Consider the following 16356-nt stretch of genomic DNA (forward strand, 5'->3'; position numbering starts at 1 on the left):
AGGCATAGTCTACCATGGCTAACAGGGGATTAATTCACCAAAAAATAAGGGGTAATGAATGTCAGCGATCAATTTCAGGAAGAAGATCAGCTTCTCGCGCCCTTATACCAGTCGAAAAGATCCGGAGGGGGAATATTACATTACCCGCCACTTCGAGAGCGATCGTGGACGGATTATTAACTCCGCAGCGATTCGCCGTTTGCAGCAAAAAACCCAGGTGTTTCCGCTGGAGCGCAATGCCGCGGTGCGTTCAAGGCTGACGCATTCGCTGGAGGTGCAGCAGACCGGACGCTATATCACCAAGGAGATCCTGCAGACCCTGAAAATGCAGGGCGGACTGGCGCAATATGGACTGGACGAGCTGGAAGGCGCGTTTGAGAGCCTTATTGAGATGGCCTGTCTGATGCACGACGTGGGGAATCCCCCGTTCGGGCATTTTGGTGAGGCGGCGATCAACGACTGGTTTGAAGATAATCTGCCGGCTGAACTGGTTGATCCGCTGGTGGCGGGGGTAGAAGGCGAGACGCAACGCCGCGCCTTCGATCAGCTAAACGCGATGATTCGACAGGATTTGTGCCACTTTGAAGGCAATGCGCAGGCGATTCGTATGGTTCATACGCTGCTGCAACTTAACCTCAGCTACTCGCAGGTTGCCTGCATTCTTAAATATACCGCGCCCGCCTGGTGGCAGGGCGAGAAGCCCGCCGAATTCAGCGTGTTAATGAAAAAGCCGGGCTTTTATCTCTCCGAGCAGGACTATATTAGCGACCTGCGCGCCGCGACCAATATGGCAGAGCACCATCGCTTTCCGCTGACCTATATAATGGAAGCCGCCGATGATATCTCCTATTGCATTGCCGATTTGGACGACGCTGTAGAAAAAGATATATTTAATGTTGAGAGTTTGTATGAGTTTCTCAATAAAGCCTGGGGGCCGGTGAAAAATAATGACGCTTTCAGCCGTACCATCGGCGAAGCCTGGCGTGAGGCCTGCAGTAAAAAGCGCCGCAGCCGTAGCGATCAATTCTTTATGTCATTACGCGTAAATGTTCAGAGCGTGCTGGTGACCTATGCAGTGAAGCGTTTTGTTGATAATCTGCCCGCCATATTTGACGGTAATTTCAATCATGCCTTGCTGGAAGATGATGGCGAAGAGGGCCGTTTGTTGCAGTTGTTCAAAACGGTGGCGCGCCAGCAGGTATTTAATCATTCCGAAGTCGAGCAGCTGGAATTACAGGGATATCGGGTTATTAAGGGATTACTGGAAATTTATCAGCCGCTGATGCTGCTCAATTATGAATCGTTTACCACGCTGATAAATGAAGACTTTCTGCGGCACCATCCGATTGAGACCCGGCTTTTTCATAAACTTTCCGGCAAGCATCGTAAAGCTTATCTGCATAAAATGCGCACCCTGGTGGTGGAACATAAATATGAGCGCCTGCTGTGGGAGCGATATTATCGTTTTCGTCTGATTCAGGATTATATTAGCGGAATGACCGATCTCTATGCCTGGGATGAGTACCGGCGGCTGATGGCTGTCGAATAATCACCAATTGTAAAGAGCGCGAATAAATTTTTACCTTTGCTTGAAACTTTAAAAGGAACTTCGCGCTAAAACATTTATCTCAACACCGACCACAGCAATGGTCTGAACAGTTATCCTCAAGAGAAACCAAAAATGAAAAAAAAGAGTTTAATGTTAAGTGCGCTGGCCCTGAGCCTGAGTATGGCCCTGGCGCCCGTCACGGTTTCCGCTGCGCAAACCGCCTCTTCTGATAGTCAGCAACTGCCGAGCCTGGCACCGATGCTGGAGAAGGTGATGCCGTCAGTGGTCAGTATCAGCGTTGAAGGCACCACCACGGTGAAAACGCCGCGTATGCCGCAGCAGTTCCAGCAATTCTTTGGTGATAACTCGCCTTTCTGTCAGGATGGCTCGCCGTTCCAGAGTTCACCGATGTGCCAGAGCGGCGACGGCTCTGCTGGCGGCGCGCCGGCACCAAATACCCAGCAGGAAAAATTCCGTGCGCTGGGATCGGGCGTGGTGATCAATGCTGAAAAAGGCTATGTGGTGACCAACAACCACGTAGTGAATAATGCCACTAAAATTCAGGTCCAGCTGAGCGATGGCCGCCGCTATGACGCCAAAGTGATCGGTAAAGATCCCAGCTCCGACATTGCGTTGATCCAGCTGCAGGACGCTAAAAACCTCACGGCGGTGAAACTGGCCGACTCTGACAATCTGCGGGTCGGTGACTACACCGTGGCGATCGGTAACCCGTATGGCCTGGGTGAAACAGTCACTTCAGGTATCGTCTCCGCGCTGGGCCGTAGCGGCCTGAATGTGGAAAACTACGAGAACTTTATCCAGACGGACGCGGCGATTAACCGCGGTAACTCCGGTGGCGCGCTGGTTAACCTTAACGGTGAACTGATCGGCATCAACACCGCGATTCTGGCACCGGATGGCGGCAACATCGGTATCGGCTTTGCTATCCCGAGCAACATGGTGAAAAACCTGACGGCGCAGATGGTGGAGTTTGGTCAGGTTAAACGCGGTGAACTGGGTGTGATGGGCACCGAGCTTAACTCTGAGCTGGCGAAAGCGATGAAGGTCGATGCACAGCGCGGAGCCTTTGTCAGCCAGGTACTGCCAGGTTCGGCGGCGGCGAAAGCCGGTATCAAAGCGGGCGATGTGGTGGTGTCGATGAACGGCAAACCGCTGACCAGCTTTGCTGCGCTGCGTGCTGAAGTCGGTTCATTGCCGATTGGCACCACCCTGAAACTGGGTCTGCTGCGTGATGGCAAACCGCTGGATGTGTCGGTTCAGCTGCAGCAGAGCAGCCAGGCGAAAGTCCAGTCGGCCACCATCTACACCGGCATTGAAGGGGCCGATCTCAGCAATAGCGACGCTGGCGATAAAGGGGTTCGCGTGGATAACGTCAAAGCGGGCAGCGCTGCCGCTCGTATCGGCCTGAAAAAAGGCGACGTGATTCAGGGCGTGAACCAGCAGCCGGTGACCAACCTGGGCGAACTGCGTAAAATCCTTGATTCCAAACCGTCGGTGCTGGCGCTGAACGTCAAGCGCGGCGACAGCAGCATCTACCTGCTGATGCAGTAAGCGGCAAGGCATTGCTATCAGGCGGACTTCGGTCCGCCTTTTTTATTGCCTCAATTCGTGCCGGTCAGAGTGTGATGCTGACCGCAAATTCACTAAATGCCCACCTGGCTCTGTGCAGTTGCACAATGTTCTGGCCGCCTTGCATGCGTATTCTATCTCTCCCCCTCTTTTTCAGGAGTAATGGATGGCTACCTATCATCTTGATGCCCGGCTGGCGCAGGATATCGTGGCGCGCACCATGAAAATTATTGACAGCAATGTCAACGTGATGGATGCGCGCGGCCGGATTATTGGCAGCGGCGATCGCGAGCGCATTGGGGAATTGCACGAAGGCGCGCTGCTGGTGCTCTCTCAGGGGCGGGTAGTGGACATTGATGAAGCGGTGGCGAAACATCTGCACGGGGTGCGGCCCGGCATTAATCTGCCGCTGCGGATAGACGGCGATATTGTCGGGGTCATCGGCCTGACCGGTGAGCCGCTGGCGCTGCGGCATTATGGTGAGCTGGTCTGTATGACGGCGGAGATGATGCTGGAGCAGGCGCGACTGCTGCATATGCTGGCGCAGGACAGCCGTCTGCGCGAAGAGCTGGTGCTGAATCTGATTCGCAGCGATACCCTGTCGCCGCAGCTGACCGAATGGGCGCAGCGGCTCGGCATCGATCTTAATCAGCCGCGCGTGGTGGCCGTGGTTGAGGTCGATAGCGGCCAGCTGGGCGTCGATAGCGCAATGTCAGAGTTGCAGCAGCTGCAAACGTTGCTGATCACGCCGGAGCGCGACAACCTGATCGCCATTGTTTCGCTGACCGAAATGGTGGTGCTGAAGCCGGCCCTGAATGGGCACGGCCGTTACGATCAGGAGGATCATCGTCGGCGGGTCGAGCAGTTATTACAGCGAATGAAAGAGAGCGGCCATCTGCGGATGCGGATTGCGCTGGGAAACTTTTTCACCGGCCCCGGCAGTATTGCGCGTTCCTATCGTACCGCCCGCACCACCATGATGGTTGGCAAACAGCGTATGCCCGAGGTGCGCAGCTATTTTTATCAGGATCTGGTGCTGCCGGTACTGCTCGACAGTCTGCGTGGCGGCTGGCAGGCCAATGAACTGGCGCGGCCACTGGCGAAACTCAAGAGTATGGATAACAACGGTTTGCTGCGGCGAACGCTGATCGCCTGGTTCACCCATAATGTGCAGCCGATCGCGACTGCGCGTGCGCTGTTTATTCACCGTAATACGCTGGAGTATCGGCTGAACCGGATTTCGGAGTTAACCGGGCTGAATCTCGGGCACTTTGACGATCGGCTGCTGCTCTATGTGGCGCTGCAGCTGGATGAGCAGGGATGAGCGGGGCGGTAACGCCGACATAAAAAAGGCCAGCAGAGCTGGCCTTTTTCGTCACTGACAGCCGATTAACGACCGTTGCGGGTCAGTTTTTCGAGGTCAGATTCGATTTCGGTAATTTTGTGTGACACTACGCTTTCCAGATGGCGCAGGTCATCAAGAATTTTACGTTTCAGATCCACTTCAACCTGGTCGCGCTGGCAAATCTGGTCCAGCTCGTCAATCACGTAACGCAGATTCGGGCTGATTTCCTGTACTTCTTTGTAGCCCTGGGTAGCGTGATCGGCCACCACTGTTTTACGCTGACGCGGGTATTTGAATTTCACGCTTTTCGCGAAAAACTCGCCTTTATCTTTGCGGAAGTAGATCTTCAGAATATCGTTATTGGCTTCCTGACGCAGGCTGTAACGATCAATATCATCCGGATTACTGATACCTAAGCTTTTCAGATTGTCATACATAGCGTTGTTTCCATCAAAAGGTGAGAAGCGCGCAGTCTTGTTCATGACGTCTGACAACTGTAGACATAAATAAGCAGGATGAACATTGCGCGACGGGATTTAACTGGCGCGGATTATGACCTGAATAAAAAATAAACGCACCAGTTAATTCGCGGCGCAAAACAGGATGTTGGCGGGGAAGTGTAAAGAAAAGATGACGGGCCGGTTTCCAGCCCGTCACTTAAATCAGTCGATGGTGCGCAGCAGTTCGTTGATACCTGTTTTGCCGAGCGTTTTCGCATCGACTTTCTTCACGATTACCGCACAGTAGAGGCTGTAGCTGCCATCTTTAGACGGCAGGTTACCTGAGACCACTACGGAACCGGCTGGCACGCGGCCGTAATGCACTTCGCCGGTCTCACGGTCATAGATTTTGGTGCTCTGACCGATGTAAACGCCCATTGAGATCACCGAGCCTTCTTCAACAATCACGCCTTCGACGATTTCAGAGCGTGCGCCAATGAAGCAGTTATCTTCGATGATGGTCGGGTTGGCCTGCAGCGGTTCCAGCACGCCGCCGATGCCTACGCCGCCGGAGAGGTGAACGTTTTTACCAATCTGCGCACAGGAGCCAACGGTTGCCCAGGTATCCACCATGGTGCCTTCATCCACGAATGCGCCAATGTTAACGTAAGAGGGCATCAGCACCGTGTTGCGGGCGATATAGGCACCCTGACGCACAGCCGCTGGCGGAACCACACGGAAACCGGCCTCTTTGAAACGCGCTTCATCCCAGCCAGCAAATTTCATCGGCACTTTGTCATAAAAACGGGTTTCAGCACCTTCCATCACCTGGTTGTCGTTGATGCGGAAAGAGAGCAGTACCGCTTTCTTCAGCCACTGATGCGTTACCCACTCACCGTCGATCTTTTCGGAAACGCGCAGTGCACCGCTGTCCAGCAGAGAGATAACCTGGTTGATGGCATCACGGGTTTCACTGTCAACGCTGGCTGGGGTGATATCAGCACGACGTTCGAAGGCGGATTCAATAACGCTCTGTAACTGTTGCATATTTTTTTCCTGATCTGTCATGTGCAGTGCCGGATAATCACCCGACACGAGTAAAAAGTTTAAGGTTCACAAATCGACTTTGGTCACACTTTATCGTTTGGATTAAGGGCTTCTGTCAACCGTTGTTGCAACGCTTTACGCATTTCTTCATCCAGCGCCTGACGCTCACTGTTGGCGAGAATAAACAAATCCTCGACCCGTTCACCGATGGTGCTGATGCGCGCGCCGTGCAGCGAGACGCCGAGATCGGCAAACACTTCGCCCACTCGCGCCAGCAGGCCGGGCTGATCAAGGGCCACCAGCTCGAGGTAGCTGCGGCGATCGGTATGGGTTGGCAGAAAATTGACTTCGGTATCGACGCTGAAGTGCTTCAGCCTGGCCGACGGACGACGGGTTCGCGGCGGCACCCAGTCTGACTGGGTAATCGCCTGCTCCAGCGCCTGAATAATCATCGGATGGCGATCCGGTGCCAGCGGGCTGCCGTCGGGCTCCAGCACGATAAACGTATCCATCGCCATGCCGTCGCGGCTGGTAAAGATTTGCGCATCGTGCACGCTGAGATTACGGCGATCCAGTTCGCCCGCCACTGCGGCAAACAGGTGCGGCCGATCCGGACTCCAGATAAAGATTTCAGTGCCGCCGCGCGTGGCCTGCGGGCTGACCAGCACCAGCGGTTTTTTCAGATCGTGGCCCATCAGATGGCGGGCATGCCAGGCGATCTGATTCGGCGTATGCCGCAGGAAATAATCGGCGCGGCAGCGGTTCCAGATCTGATGCAGCCGCTCTTCATCAATATTGTCCATCCGCAATAGCGCCAGCGCCTGCAGACGATGGTGACGCACCCGCTCACGCAGGTCCGGGCTGTTCTCCATGCCGCGTCGCAGCTGTTTCTCGGTGGCGAAAAACAGTTCGCGCAACAGGCTCTGCTTCCAGCTGTTCCACAGGCTTTCGTTGGTGGCGCAGATATCCGCTACGGTGAGGCAGACCAGATAGCGCAGGCGATTTTCATTCTGCATCACCTCGGCGAACTGCTGGATCACCGTCGGGTCCTGAATATCGCGGCGCTGCGCGGTGACCGACATCAGCAGATGATGGCGCACCAGCCAGGCAACCAGCTGCGTTTCACGCGAGTTCAGGCCGTGCATTTCAGCGAAGTCGAGTGCGTCCTGTGCGCCGAGAATCGAGTGATCGCCGCCGCGCCCTTTGGCGATATCGTGCAGCAGCGCGGCCATCAGCAACAGCTCCTGCTGCGGCAGGCGCGGCCAGAGTTCAACGCACAGCGGATGCTGCGAGCGGGTGGCTTCGCTGGCGAAGCTTTCCAGCTTCTGCAATACGCGAATGGTGTGCTCATCAACGGTGTAGGCGTGGAACAGATCAAACTGCATCTGGCCGACAATATGGCCCCACAGCGGGGTGTAAGCCCACAGCACGCTGTGACGGTGCATCGGCACCAGCGCCCGGCTGACGGCGCCAGGATGACGCAGAATAGACATAAAGGTGCGGCGCGCTTCCGGAATCTGACACAGCGGCTGCTTCAGATGGCGGCGCGCATGACGCAGATGGCGCAGGGTGGTGGAGTAGATGCCTTTGATGCTGTCGTTACGCACCATGACGTAGAACATGCGCAGAATTGCCTGCGGCTCACGCTCAAACAGCGTTTCATCGCGCAGGTCAATCAGGTCGCCGCGTAGCTGAAAGTCATCGTCGATCGGGCAGGGTTTTTCGCTGGTGGACAACGCCAGAATCGCTTCATCGAACAGCTGCAGCAGCATCTGGTTCAGCTCGCCAATCCGGCGCGTCACCCGGTAAAAGTCTTTCATCATCCGCTCGACCGGCTCGTTGCCTTCGCCCTGATAATTAAGACGTTGCGCCACGCTGAGCTGGCGATCAAACAGCAGACGGTTGTCGTAGCGGGGCAGCGAAAGATGCAATGCGAAACGGATCCGCCAGAGAAATTCCTGACACTCATTCAGCTCGCTGCGCTCCACTTCAGTGAGGAAACCGAAGCCGACCATCTCATCCAGAGTGGTGGCGCCAAAGTGGCGGCGCGCCACCCATTGCAGGGTATGAATATCGCGCAGGCCGCCGGGGCTGCTTTTGATGTCTGGCTCAAGGTTGTAGCTGGTACCGTGATAGCGCTTATGACGCTCCTGCTGCTCTTCAATTTTGGCGGCGAAAAAGCACGATGAAGGCCAGAAGCCGTCGCTGAAGACGTTTTTCTGCAGTTCAAGGAACAGCGCCACGTCACCGGTCAGCATCCGCGATTCAATCAGATTGGTGGCTACCGTCAGATCCGATAAGCCCTCCAGCAGACACTCCTCCAGCGTGCGCACGCTGTGGCCAACCTCCAGCTTCAGGTCCCACATCAGGGTCAGCAGTTCGCTGGTGCGCTGTGCAGCCTGTTCATCCAGCGGCTGACGGCTGAGGATCAGCACGTCTATGTCTGAGAGCGGATGCAGCTCGGCACGGCCATAGCCGCCAACGGCCACCAGCGCGATGGCGCTCATCTGATCAAAGCCGAAAAAGCGCCACAGACGACGCAGCAGGCGATCGATAAACAGCGTGCGGGCATCAATCAGCGGCTCGACGGCTTCACCGGCGTCGAAAGCGGCAGACAGATGGTGCTGAAACTGCTCCAGCCGCTGTTTCAGAATGTCGCGGGTGAGCTGATCGTCATCCCATTCGGCCGGGGAATCGATCAGACCGTTTTGTACCTCTTCCGACAGGCTCACGCTCATGCAGCTCTTCTCTTCTTCAGCCAAAAAAAAACCGGCTTAGCGCCGGCTTGATTCTGTAGTGGGGGAATTACCCTTCAGCAACCAGCACCGCAGGCAGGGTGTCATCTTTGCGCAGGGTTAAGATCTCACAGCCGTTTTCCGTCACCACAATAGTATGCTCATACTGCGCGGACAAGCTGCGATCTTTGGTTTTTACCGTCCAGCCATCTTTCATGGTGCGGATGCGGTAATCGCCCGCATTCACCATCGGTTCCACGGTAAATGTCATGCCCGCCTGCAGCACCACGCCGCCATCGTCGGCATCATAATGCAGCACCTGTGGCTCTTCATGGAAGCCCTTGCCGATGCCGTGGCCGCAATACTCACGTACCACCGAGAAGTCATTCGCTTCGACATATTTCTGAATCGCCCGGCCCAGCTCACGCAGGCGGATACCGGGCTTGATCAGACGCAATGAGAGATAGAGGCTCTCCTGAGTGACGCGGCACAGACGTTCGCCCTGGATGGTCGGCTTGCCGACGATAAACATCTTAGAGGTATCGCCGTGATAGCTATCTTTAATTACGGTGACATCAATATTGATGATGTCGCCGTCTTTTAGCTGGCGGTCATCGCTGGGAATACCGTGACAAACGACTTCATTGACCGAAATGCAGACCGATTTCGGAAAGCCGTGATAGCCCAGACAGGCAGAAATCGCCTGCTGATGCTGCGTGATGTAGTCATGGCAGATGCGATCCAATTCACCGGTAGTCACGCCCGGCTGAACGTGTGGCTCGATCATCTCCAGCACCTCGGCAGCCAGACGGCCAGCGACGCGCATTTTTTCGATTTCTTCAGGGGTTTTAATTGAAATTGCCATTAAATTAATCCGCATTTGTCGAAATTTTCGACAATAATGAACTCTGTGCTGTCATGTTAGCAGTCAGCAAATGGGCTGCCAAATAGAGAACACGCTGGCCGTGGTCAGCGATCATTTATTGGCGTCACTGGGCTGATTGTGGTATAAAGCGCGCCGACGATTCTCTGTATGGCCGTTTCGGTCAGCAGGAAACGCATAACTCTCATTATGTGTAATAAAACACACATGTATCGACACATACGCCGGGGTGCCTTGAAAAAGGTCGGTCGTATGGGATACATGGAGGCCCAACCCCAATCAAACTTTAGAGGTTATCATGGCAACTGTTTCCATGCGCGACATGCTCCAGGCTGGTGTTCACTTCGGTCACCAGACCCGTTACTGGAACCCAAAAATGAAGCCATTCATCTTTGGTGCCCGTAACAAGGTTCACATCATCAACCTGGAAAAAACTGTCCCTATGTTCAACGAAGCTCTGGCTGAACTGAACAAGATCGCTTCCCGTAAAGGTAAGATCCTGATCGTAGGTACTAAGCGCGCTGCTGCTGAAGCGGTAAAAGAGTCTGCACTGAGCTGCGACCAGTTCTTCGTAAACCACCGCTGGTTGGGTGGCATGCTGACTAACTGGAAAACCGTGCGTCAGTCAATCAAGCGTCTGAAAGATCTGGAGACTCAGTCTCAGGATGGTACTTTCGACAAACTGACCAAAAAAGAAGCGCTGATGCGTGCGCGTGAGCTGGCCAAGCTGGAAAACAGCCTGGGCGGTATCAAAGATATGGGCGGTCTGCCAGACGCACTGTTTGTTGTCGATGCTGACCACGAACACATCGCAATCAAAGAAGCAAACAACCTGGGTATCCCGGTATTTGCTATCGTTGATACCAACTCAGATCCAGATGGCGTTGATTTCGTTATCCCAGGTAACGACGATGCGATCCGTGCTGTAAACCTGTACCTGACTGCCGTTGCGACCACCGTTCGCGAAGGCCGCTCTCAGGACCTGGCTGAGCAAGCTGAAGAAGCGTCTTTAGAAAACGCTTAATAAGGTTTGCTCTGCATAAGAGCCCTTAGCATTCAGATGTGATCTGTAAGGGGCCTATACTGGCCCCTTTATTTTATCTAAGTCTGTCACGCCCCCAACCGGACGGCGGGACAGAGTAAATTTTCCGCAAATAAGTGTCTGCTGGTGCAAACGTACACAGGCACGAACCGAGGATTCTGGAATGGCTGACATTACCGCTGCATTGGTAAAAGAACTGCGCGAACGTACTGGCGCGGGCATGATGGACTGCAAAAAAGCGCTGACTGAAGCGAACGGCGACATTGAGCTGGCGATTGAGAACATGCGTAAGTCTGGCGCAATCAAAGCAGCGAAAAAAGCAGGCAACGTTGCTGCTGATGGCGTAATCAAAACCAAAATCGTTGGTGACTACGGTGTGATTCTGGAAGTGAACTGCCAGACTGACTTCGTCGCAAAAGATGGTGGTTTCCAGGCATTCGCAGACAAAGTTCTGGATGCAGCTGCAGCGGATCGCATCACTGACGTTGAAGTACTGAAAGCGCAGTTCGAAGAAGAGCGCGTTGCGCTGGTTGCTAAAATCGGTGAGAACATCAACATCCGTCGCGTTGCTATCCTGGAAGGCGCAGAGCTGGGCAGCTACCTGCACGGCGCACGTATCGGCGTTCTGGTTTCAACCACCGGCGCAAGCGAAGATCTGATCAAACAGATCGCGATGCACGTTGCGGCGAGCAAGCCTGAATTCGTTAAGCCAGAAGACGTGTCTGCAGACGTGGTAGAGAAAGAGTACCAGGTTCAGCTGGACATCGCGATGCAGTCTGGCAAGCCGAAAGAAATTGCCGAGAAGATGGTTGAAGGCCGTATGAAGAAATTCACCGGTGAAGTCTCTCTGACCGGTCAGGCTTTCGTTATCGACCCAAGCAAAACCGTTGGCCAGGCGCTGAAAGAGCAGGGCGCTGACGTCATCAATTTCATCCGCTTCGAAGTGGGTGAAGGCATCGAGAAAGTTGAGTCTGACTTTGCTGCAGAAGTTGCAGCCATGTCCAAACAGTCTTAATGCTCTGAAAGAACCGCCAGAAGGCGGTTCTTTTTTGTCTGTGAACCGCAACAGACACGTTTTCAGTTTCATCCCAATAGCAATTTCATTGCGGTAAGCGGATGATCGATCAGATTTTACTTCTCCTTATCACCCTATCTTCCAGGAAGAACTGACCATGGCGACCAACGCAAAACCTGTTTATCAACGTATCCTGCTAAAACTGAGCGGCGAAGCACTGCAAGGCGCTGAAGGTTTTGGTATCGACGCGAGTGTGCTTGACCGTATGGCACAAGAGGTAAAAGAACTGGTTGAATTGGGCATCCAGGTTGGCGTTGTGATTGGCGGGGGGAACCTGTTCCGTGGCGCAGGCCTGGCGCAGGCGGGAATGAACCGCGTAGTGGGCGACCACATGGGGATGCTGGCAACCGTGATGAACGGTCTGGCAATGCGTGACGCACTGCACCGCGCCTATGTGAACGCGCGCCTGATGTCGGCGATTCCACTGAATGGCGTCTGTGACAACTACAGCTGGGCGGAAGCGATTAGCCTGCTGCGCAATAACCGCGTGGTGATTTTCTCCGCCGGTACCGGTAACCCGTTCTTCACCACTGACTCTGCTGCCTGTCTGCGCGGCATTGAGATTGAAGCCGACGTGGTACTGAAAGCGACCAAGGTTGATGGCGTCTATTCTGCCGATCCGGTGAAAACCCCGGACGCGACGCTGTATGAACAACTGACCTACGCCGAAGTGCTGGATCAGGAGCTGAAAGTGATGGATCTCGCGGCCTTTACCCTGGCGCGTGACCACAAACTGCCGATCCGCGTGTTCAACATGAATAAGCCTGGCGCACTGCGTCGTGTAGTCATGGGTGAAAAAGAAGGCACCCTGATTACGCATTAATACCCGAGGCGAGATAAAATAAGGTATATTCTGTCAGCGCGATGATAACGCATCGCGCACCAGTCAGGATTATCGATGATTATCGATCCCGCTTCCGGTTATGCCGGAACTGGCCAGGTCAAACCGAATCCAAGGGTTTCAACGTGATTAACGACATCAAAAAAGATGCTGATACGCGCATGGATAAATGCGTCGAAGCATTCAAAACCACCATCAGCAAAGTGCGCACCGGTCGTGCTTCACCTTCGCTGCTCGACGGCATCGTCGTCGAATATTACGGCACGCCAACGCCACTGCGTCAGCTTGCTTCCGTTACCGTGGAAGATTCACGCACGCTGAAAATCAACGTGTTTGATCGCTCACTCGGTCCGGCAGTCGAAAAGGCGATCATGACGTCCGATCTGGGTCTGAACCCAAGTTCAGCCGGTACGGATATTCGTGTTCCGCTGCCTGCGCTGACGGAAGAGCGTCGTAAAGATCTGATCAAAATCGTGCGCGGCGAAGCCGAGCAGGGCCGCGTGTCGGTACGTAACGTCCGTCGCGATGCCAACGATAAAATCAAAGCGCTGCTGAAAGATAAAGAGATCAGCGAAGACGACGAGCGTCGTGCGCAGGATGAAATTCAGAAAATGACCGATGCACACATCAAGAAAGTTGATGCTGCACTGTCAGAAAAAGAGACGGAGCTGATGGATTTCTAATCCCATCACTGCCGGAAAAAACGCCGTACAGAGAGGTATTCGTATGAATGCGACATCTGGCGGCGTTTTACATTGTGTCTGCGGGCACGTCTGTTGACTTCACATGGATAGCATCATGAAGCGATTAACTCTGCTGGGCTCAACCGGGTCAATCGGCACCAGTACCCTGGCGGTGGTTCGCGCCAACCCCGAGCTTTATCAGGTCACCGCGCTGGTTGCCGGCCACAACGTGGCGCTGATGGCCGAACAGTGTGCCACTTTCCAGCCGCGCTATGCCGCAATGGCCGATGATGCGTCCGCCGCCGCCCTGCGTGAGCGACTGAGAGCACTCAAGGTAAACACTGAAGTGCTCTCCGGCGTTCAGGCAGCCTGCGAGCTGGCGGCGCTGGATGAGGTTGATCAGGTGATGGCGGCGATAGTCGGCGCGTCAGGTTTGCTGCCGACGCTGGCGGCGATCCGCGCTGGCAAAATCGTGCTGCTGGCGAATAAAGAATCGCTTGTCACCTGCGGCCGTTTGTTTATGGAGGCGGTGCGTCATCATAATGCCCGTTTACTGCCGGTCGACAGTGAGCATAACGCCATTTTTCAGAGTTTACCGGCTACCATCCAGCATCAGTTAGGTTACGCTGACCTGCGGGATAACGGCATCGAGTCGATTATCCTTACGGGATCAGGTGGTCCTTTTCGTGACACAGATTTAGCGGATCTCAGCGCCATGTCGCCGGATCAGGCCTGTGCACATCCGAACTGGTCAATGGGACGAAAAATCTCCGTTGATTCGGCCACCATGATGAATAAAGGTCTTGAGTACATTGAAGCCCGTTGGCTGTTTAATGCCAGCGCAGCGCAGATGGAAGTGATACTGCACCCACAATCGGTGATTCACTCCATGGTGCGATACTGCGATGGCAGCGTGCTGGCTCAATTGGGTTCTCCTGATATGCGTACGCCGATTGCCCACAGCATGGCCTGGCCGGCGCGTATTCACGCTGGCGTAACGCCGCTGGATTTCACCCGCATGTCGGCGCTGACGTTTGCAGAACCCGATTTTGGTCGCTATCCCTGTCTGAAGCTGGCGATTGATGCTTGCGAAGCAGGGCAGGCGGCGACCACCACGCTCAATGCTGCCAACGAGGTTGCCGTTGCGGCTTTCCTGAATCACCAGATTCGCTTTACCGACATCGCCGCGCTGAACAGCGCTGTGCTGGCGGCGCAGGCGTGTCCGGAACCGGATTCGGTGGACGCTGTCCTCGAAATCGATCGCACTGCACGCGCGCTGGCGACAGAAATGTTGTCGCGCTTCACGTCGTGAAGCCGATCATTATGAGGCCATTTGTTCGCTTCAGGTGAAAATGGTATAGTCGCTGGCTCGCGTTTCACGGTCTGTCACCGGATTCGGTGTAGCCTGGCACAACGTGTCGGGATTTAGAACGGGCGCAATGTATTCAGAAACCACAGCATTTCTGATGAAAGGAATAGAGTACGCGTTATGTCGTCTAACAATCACAACAACATTGATGACCAGCAGGGAACCGGTCCGCGCCACGTCGCTATCATCATGGACGGCAATGGTCGCTGGGCCAAAAATCAGGGAAAACTGCGTATTTCCGGTCATAAAGCGGGCGTGAAATCGGTACGCCGCGCTGTCAGCTTTGCCGTCAGTAACAAACTTGAGGCCCTGACGCTGTACGCCTTCAGTAGCGAAAACTGGAGCCGTCCGGCACAGGAAGTGACCGCATTAATGGAGCTGTTTGTCTGGGCACTCGACAGTGAAGTGAAGAGCCTGCACAAGCACAATGTCCGTTTACGCATCATTGGCGATACCAGCCGCTTCAGTCCGCGTATTCAGGAGCGGATTCGCCGTTCTGAGGCGTTGACTGAAAATAATGATGGCCTGACGCTCAACATCGCTGCTAATTATGGCGGCCGTTGGGATATTATCGAAGGCGTGAAAAAACTGGCAGAACAGGTGCAGGAAGGTTTACTGCGTCCTGACCAGATTACCGAAGAGAGCCTGACGTCGCAGCTCTGCATGCAGGAGCTGGCGCCAGTGGATTTAGTGATAAGGACCGGGGGAGAGCATCGGATTAGCAACTTCCTGCTGTGGCAAATTGCCTATGCTGAATTCTATTTTACCGATGTGCTCTGGCCGGATTTCGATGAACACGTTTTTGAAGGTGCACTGAATGCATTCTCTCTGCGGGAGCGTCGTTTTGGCGGCGCTGCACCAGGCGGCGCCTGAGCAATCTGGGGGTAACCTTTGCTGAAGTCTCGTCTGATTACCGCGTTGATATTAATTCCGCTGGTAATTGCTGCTCTGTTCTGGTTACCGCCGGTTGGTTTTGCAATTACAACTATCGTCATCTGCATGCTGGCTGCCTGGGAATGGGGGCAACTGGCCGGCATGGCGTCCCGTCAACAACGCATCTGGCTGGCTGTGCTCTGTGGGCTGCTGCTGGCGCTGATGTTGTTCACTCTGCCACCCTATCAACATGATGTGCATCTGCCGCAGGTCGCGACATCGCTTTGGGCGTCGCTGGTGTGGTGGGTCGTTGCGCTGCTGTTGGTGCTCTCTTATCCGGCGTCAGCCTCGTTCTGGCGCCATTCGCGTCCGCTACGATTACTGTTTGGCGTGTTAACGCTGGTGCCCTTCTTCTGGGGCATGATGGCGCTGCGTCAGTATCATTACGACACCGATCATTTCGCCGGTGCCTGGTGGTTACTGTTCGTGATGTTGCTGGTGTGGGGTGCGGATTCCGGTGCGTATATGTTTGGCAAAATGTTTGGCAAGCACAAGCTGGCACCGCGCGTTTCACCGGGCAAAACCTGGGAAGGTTTCCTCGGCGGTCTGGTCTCGTCGGCGCTGATTGCGCTGCTGTTCGCCTCGCTGGCCCCGCTGACGGTGTCAGCAGGCACGCTGGTAATCTGCGCCATTATCGCCACTCTGGCCTCGGTGCTGGGCGACCTGACCGAGAGCATGTTCAAACGTGAAGCGGGCATTAAAGACAGCGGTCATCTGATTCCCGGTCACGGCGGCATTCTGGATCGCATCGATAGTCTGACTGCGGCGGTGCCGGTGTTTGCCTGTTTATTGCTGCTGGTGTTCCGCACCCTTTAAGGACAGGC

General features: G+C 54.7%; 14 protein-coding genes. 10 read left to right on the top strand and 4 right to left on the bottom strand.

The annotated features are described in order from the left end of the window. The first annotated feature begins 58 nt into the window (after positions 1-58). From dgt to ABIB18_RS08790, 3 genes are all read left to right on the top strand, one after another. Positions 59-1549, top strand: a complete 1491-nt coding sequence (gene dgt / locus ABIB18_RS08780) for a dGTPase (RefSeq protein ID WP_069728407.1) — start codon at positions 59-61, stop codon at positions 1547-1549. A gap of 132 nt (positions 1550-1681) precedes the next feature. Continuing rightward, positions 1682-3121 (top strand): serine endoprotease DegP, encoded by a 1440-nt coding sequence (gene degP / locus ABIB18_RS08785; RefSeq protein ID WP_031375271.1) that lies wholly within the window; start codon positions 1682-1684, stop codon positions 3119-3121. A gap of 184 nt (positions 3122-3305) precedes the next feature. After that, on the top strand, positions 3306-4463 hold the full coding sequence (locus ABIB18_RS08790; protein ID WP_354473985.1) for a CdaR family transcriptional regulator: 1158 nt from the start codon (positions 3306-3308) through the stop codon (positions 4461-4463). A gap of 65 nt (positions 4464-4528) precedes the next feature. Here ABIB18_RS08790 and ABIB18_RS08795 read toward each other — a convergent pair whose 3' ends face one another. The 4 genes from ABIB18_RS08795 to map all read right to left on the bottom strand — a co-directional run bounded on the left by ABIB18_RS08795 (position 4529) and on the right by map (position 9571). Then, on the bottom strand, positions 4529-4921 hold the full coding sequence (locus ABIB18_RS08795) for a DUF3461 family protein (RefSeq protein ID WP_010254085.1): 393 nt from the start codon (positions 4919-4921) through the stop codon (positions 4529-4531). Between the two features lie 225 nt (positions 4922-5146). Next, complete coding sequence (gene dapD / locus ABIB18_RS08800; protein WP_031375273.1) at positions 5147-5971, bottom strand: 2,3,4,5-tetrahydropyridine-2,6-dicarboxylate N-succinyltransferase; 825 nt, start codon at positions 5969-5971, stop codon at positions 5147-5149. A gap of 83 nt (positions 5972-6054) precedes the next feature. Then, complete coding sequence (gene glnD, locus ABIB18_RS08805; protein ID WP_089561398.1) at positions 6055-8709, bottom strand: bifunctional uridylyltransferase/uridylyl-removing protein GlnD; 2655 nt, start codon at positions 8707-8709, stop codon at positions 6055-6057. A gap of 67 nt (positions 8710-8776) precedes the next feature. Further along, the gene (gene map, locus ABIB18_RS08810) at positions 8777-9571 is read right to left on the bottom strand and encodes a type I methionyl aminopeptidase (protein WP_031375275.1); all 795 of its coding nucleotides are present in this window, start codon (positions 9569-9571) and stop codon (positions 8777-8779) included. A 316-nt stretch (positions 9572-9887) separates the two neighbouring features. Here map and rpsB point away from each other — a divergent pair, with 316 nt between their 5' ends. The 7 genes from rpsB (at position 9888) to cdsA (ending at position 16348) form a co-directional block, all read left to right on the top strand. Then, the gene (rpsB, locus tag ABIB18_RS08815; protein WP_031375276.1) at positions 9888-10613 is read left to right on the top strand and encodes a 30S ribosomal protein S2; all 726 of its coding nucleotides are present in this window, start codon (positions 9888-9890) and stop codon (positions 10611-10613) included. 181 nt (positions 10614-10794) lie between these two features. Next, a complete protein-coding gene (gene tsf / locus ABIB18_RS08820; RefSeq protein WP_031375277.1) occupies positions 10795-11646 on the top strand; it encodes a translation elongation factor Ts in 852 nt (283 codons plus the stop codon). A gap of 157 nt (positions 11647-11803) precedes the next feature. Continuing rightward, a complete protein-coding gene (gene pyrH / locus ABIB18_RS08825) occupies positions 11804-12529 on the top strand; it encodes a UMP kinase (protein WP_031375278.1) in 726 nt (241 codons plus the stop codon). Positions 12530-12672: 143 nt separating this feature from the next. Next, the gene (frr, locus tag ABIB18_RS08830; RefSeq protein ID WP_031375279.1) at positions 12673-13230 is read left to right on the top strand and encodes a ribosome recycling factor; all 558 of its coding nucleotides are present in this window, start codon (positions 12673-12675) and stop codon (positions 13228-13230) included. A gap of 115 nt (positions 13231-13345) precedes the next feature. Beyond that, on the top strand, positions 13346-14542 hold the full coding sequence (ispC, locus tag ABIB18_RS08835; protein ID WP_089561399.1) for a 1-deoxy-D-xylulose-5-phosphate reductoisomerase: 1197 nt from the start codon (positions 13346-13348) through the stop codon (positions 14540-14542). Between the two features lie 177 nt (positions 14543-14719). After that, complete coding sequence (gene ispU / locus ABIB18_RS08840; protein ID WP_354473986.1) at positions 14720-15472, top strand: (2E,6E)-farnesyl-diphosphate-specific ditrans,polycis-undecaprenyl-diphosphate synthase; 753 nt, start codon at positions 14720-14722, stop codon at positions 15470-15472. An 18-nt stretch (positions 15473-15490) separates the two neighbouring features. Beyond that, on the top strand, positions 15491-16348 hold the full coding sequence (cdsA, locus tag ABIB18_RS08845; protein WP_031375282.1) for a phosphatidate cytidylyltransferase: 858 nt from the start codon (positions 15491-15493) through the stop codon (positions 16346-16348). Positions 16349-16356: the final 8 nt, after the last annotated feature.

Origin of the sequence: Pantoea sp. UYEF8, from assembly GCF_040546285.1 — a bacterium.
Lineage (GTDB): Bacteria > Pseudomonadota > Gammaproteobacteria > Enterobacterales > Enterobacteriaceae > Pantoea > Pantoea brenneri.

Excerpts from the sequence above, each read along its gene's own strand:
- dgt (WP_069728407.1), top strand. The coding sequence starts at position 59 with ATGTCAGCGATCAATTTCAGGAAGAAGATCAGCTTCTCGCGCCCTTAT.
- degP (WP_031375271.1), top strand. The coding sequence starts at position 1,682 with ATGAAAAAAAAGAGTTTAATGTTAAGTGCGCTGGCCCTGAGCCTGAGT.
- ABIB18_RS08790 (WP_354473985.1), top strand. The coding sequence starts at position 3,306 with ATGGCTACCTATCATCTTGATGCCCGGCTGGCGCAGGATATCGTGGCG.
- ABIB18_RS08795 (WP_010254085.1), bottom strand. The coding sequence starts at position 4,921 with ATGTATGACAATCTGAAAAGCTTAGGTATCAGTAATCCGGATGATATT.
- dapD (WP_031375273.1), bottom strand. The coding sequence starts at position 5,971 with ATGCAACAGTTACAGAGCGTTATTGAATCCGCCTTCGAACGTCGTGCT.
- glnD (WP_089561398.1), bottom strand. The coding sequence starts at position 8,709 with ATGAGCGTGAGCCTGTCGGAAGAGGTACAAAACGGTCTGATCGATTCC.
- map (WP_031375275.1), bottom strand. The coding sequence starts at position 9,571 with ATGGCAATTTCAATTAAAACCCCTGAAGAAATCGAAAAAATGCGCGTC.
- rpsB (WP_031375276.1), top strand. The coding sequence starts at position 9,888 with ATGGCAACTGTTTCCATGCGCGACATGCTCCAGGCTGGTGTTCACTTC.
- tsf (WP_031375277.1), top strand. The coding sequence starts at position 10,795 with ATGGCTGACATTACCGCTGCATTGGTAAAAGAACTGCGCGAACGTACT.
- pyrH (WP_031375278.1), top strand. The coding sequence starts at position 11,804 with ATGGCGACCAACGCAAAACCTGTTTATCAACGTATCCTGCTAAAACTG.
- ispC (WP_089561399.1), top strand. The coding sequence starts at position 13,346 with ATGAAGCGATTAACTCTGCTGGGCTCAACCGGGTCAATCGGCACCAGT.
- ispU (WP_354473986.1), top strand. The coding sequence starts at position 14,720 with ATGTCGTCTAACAATCACAACAACATTGATGACCAGCAGGGAACCGGT.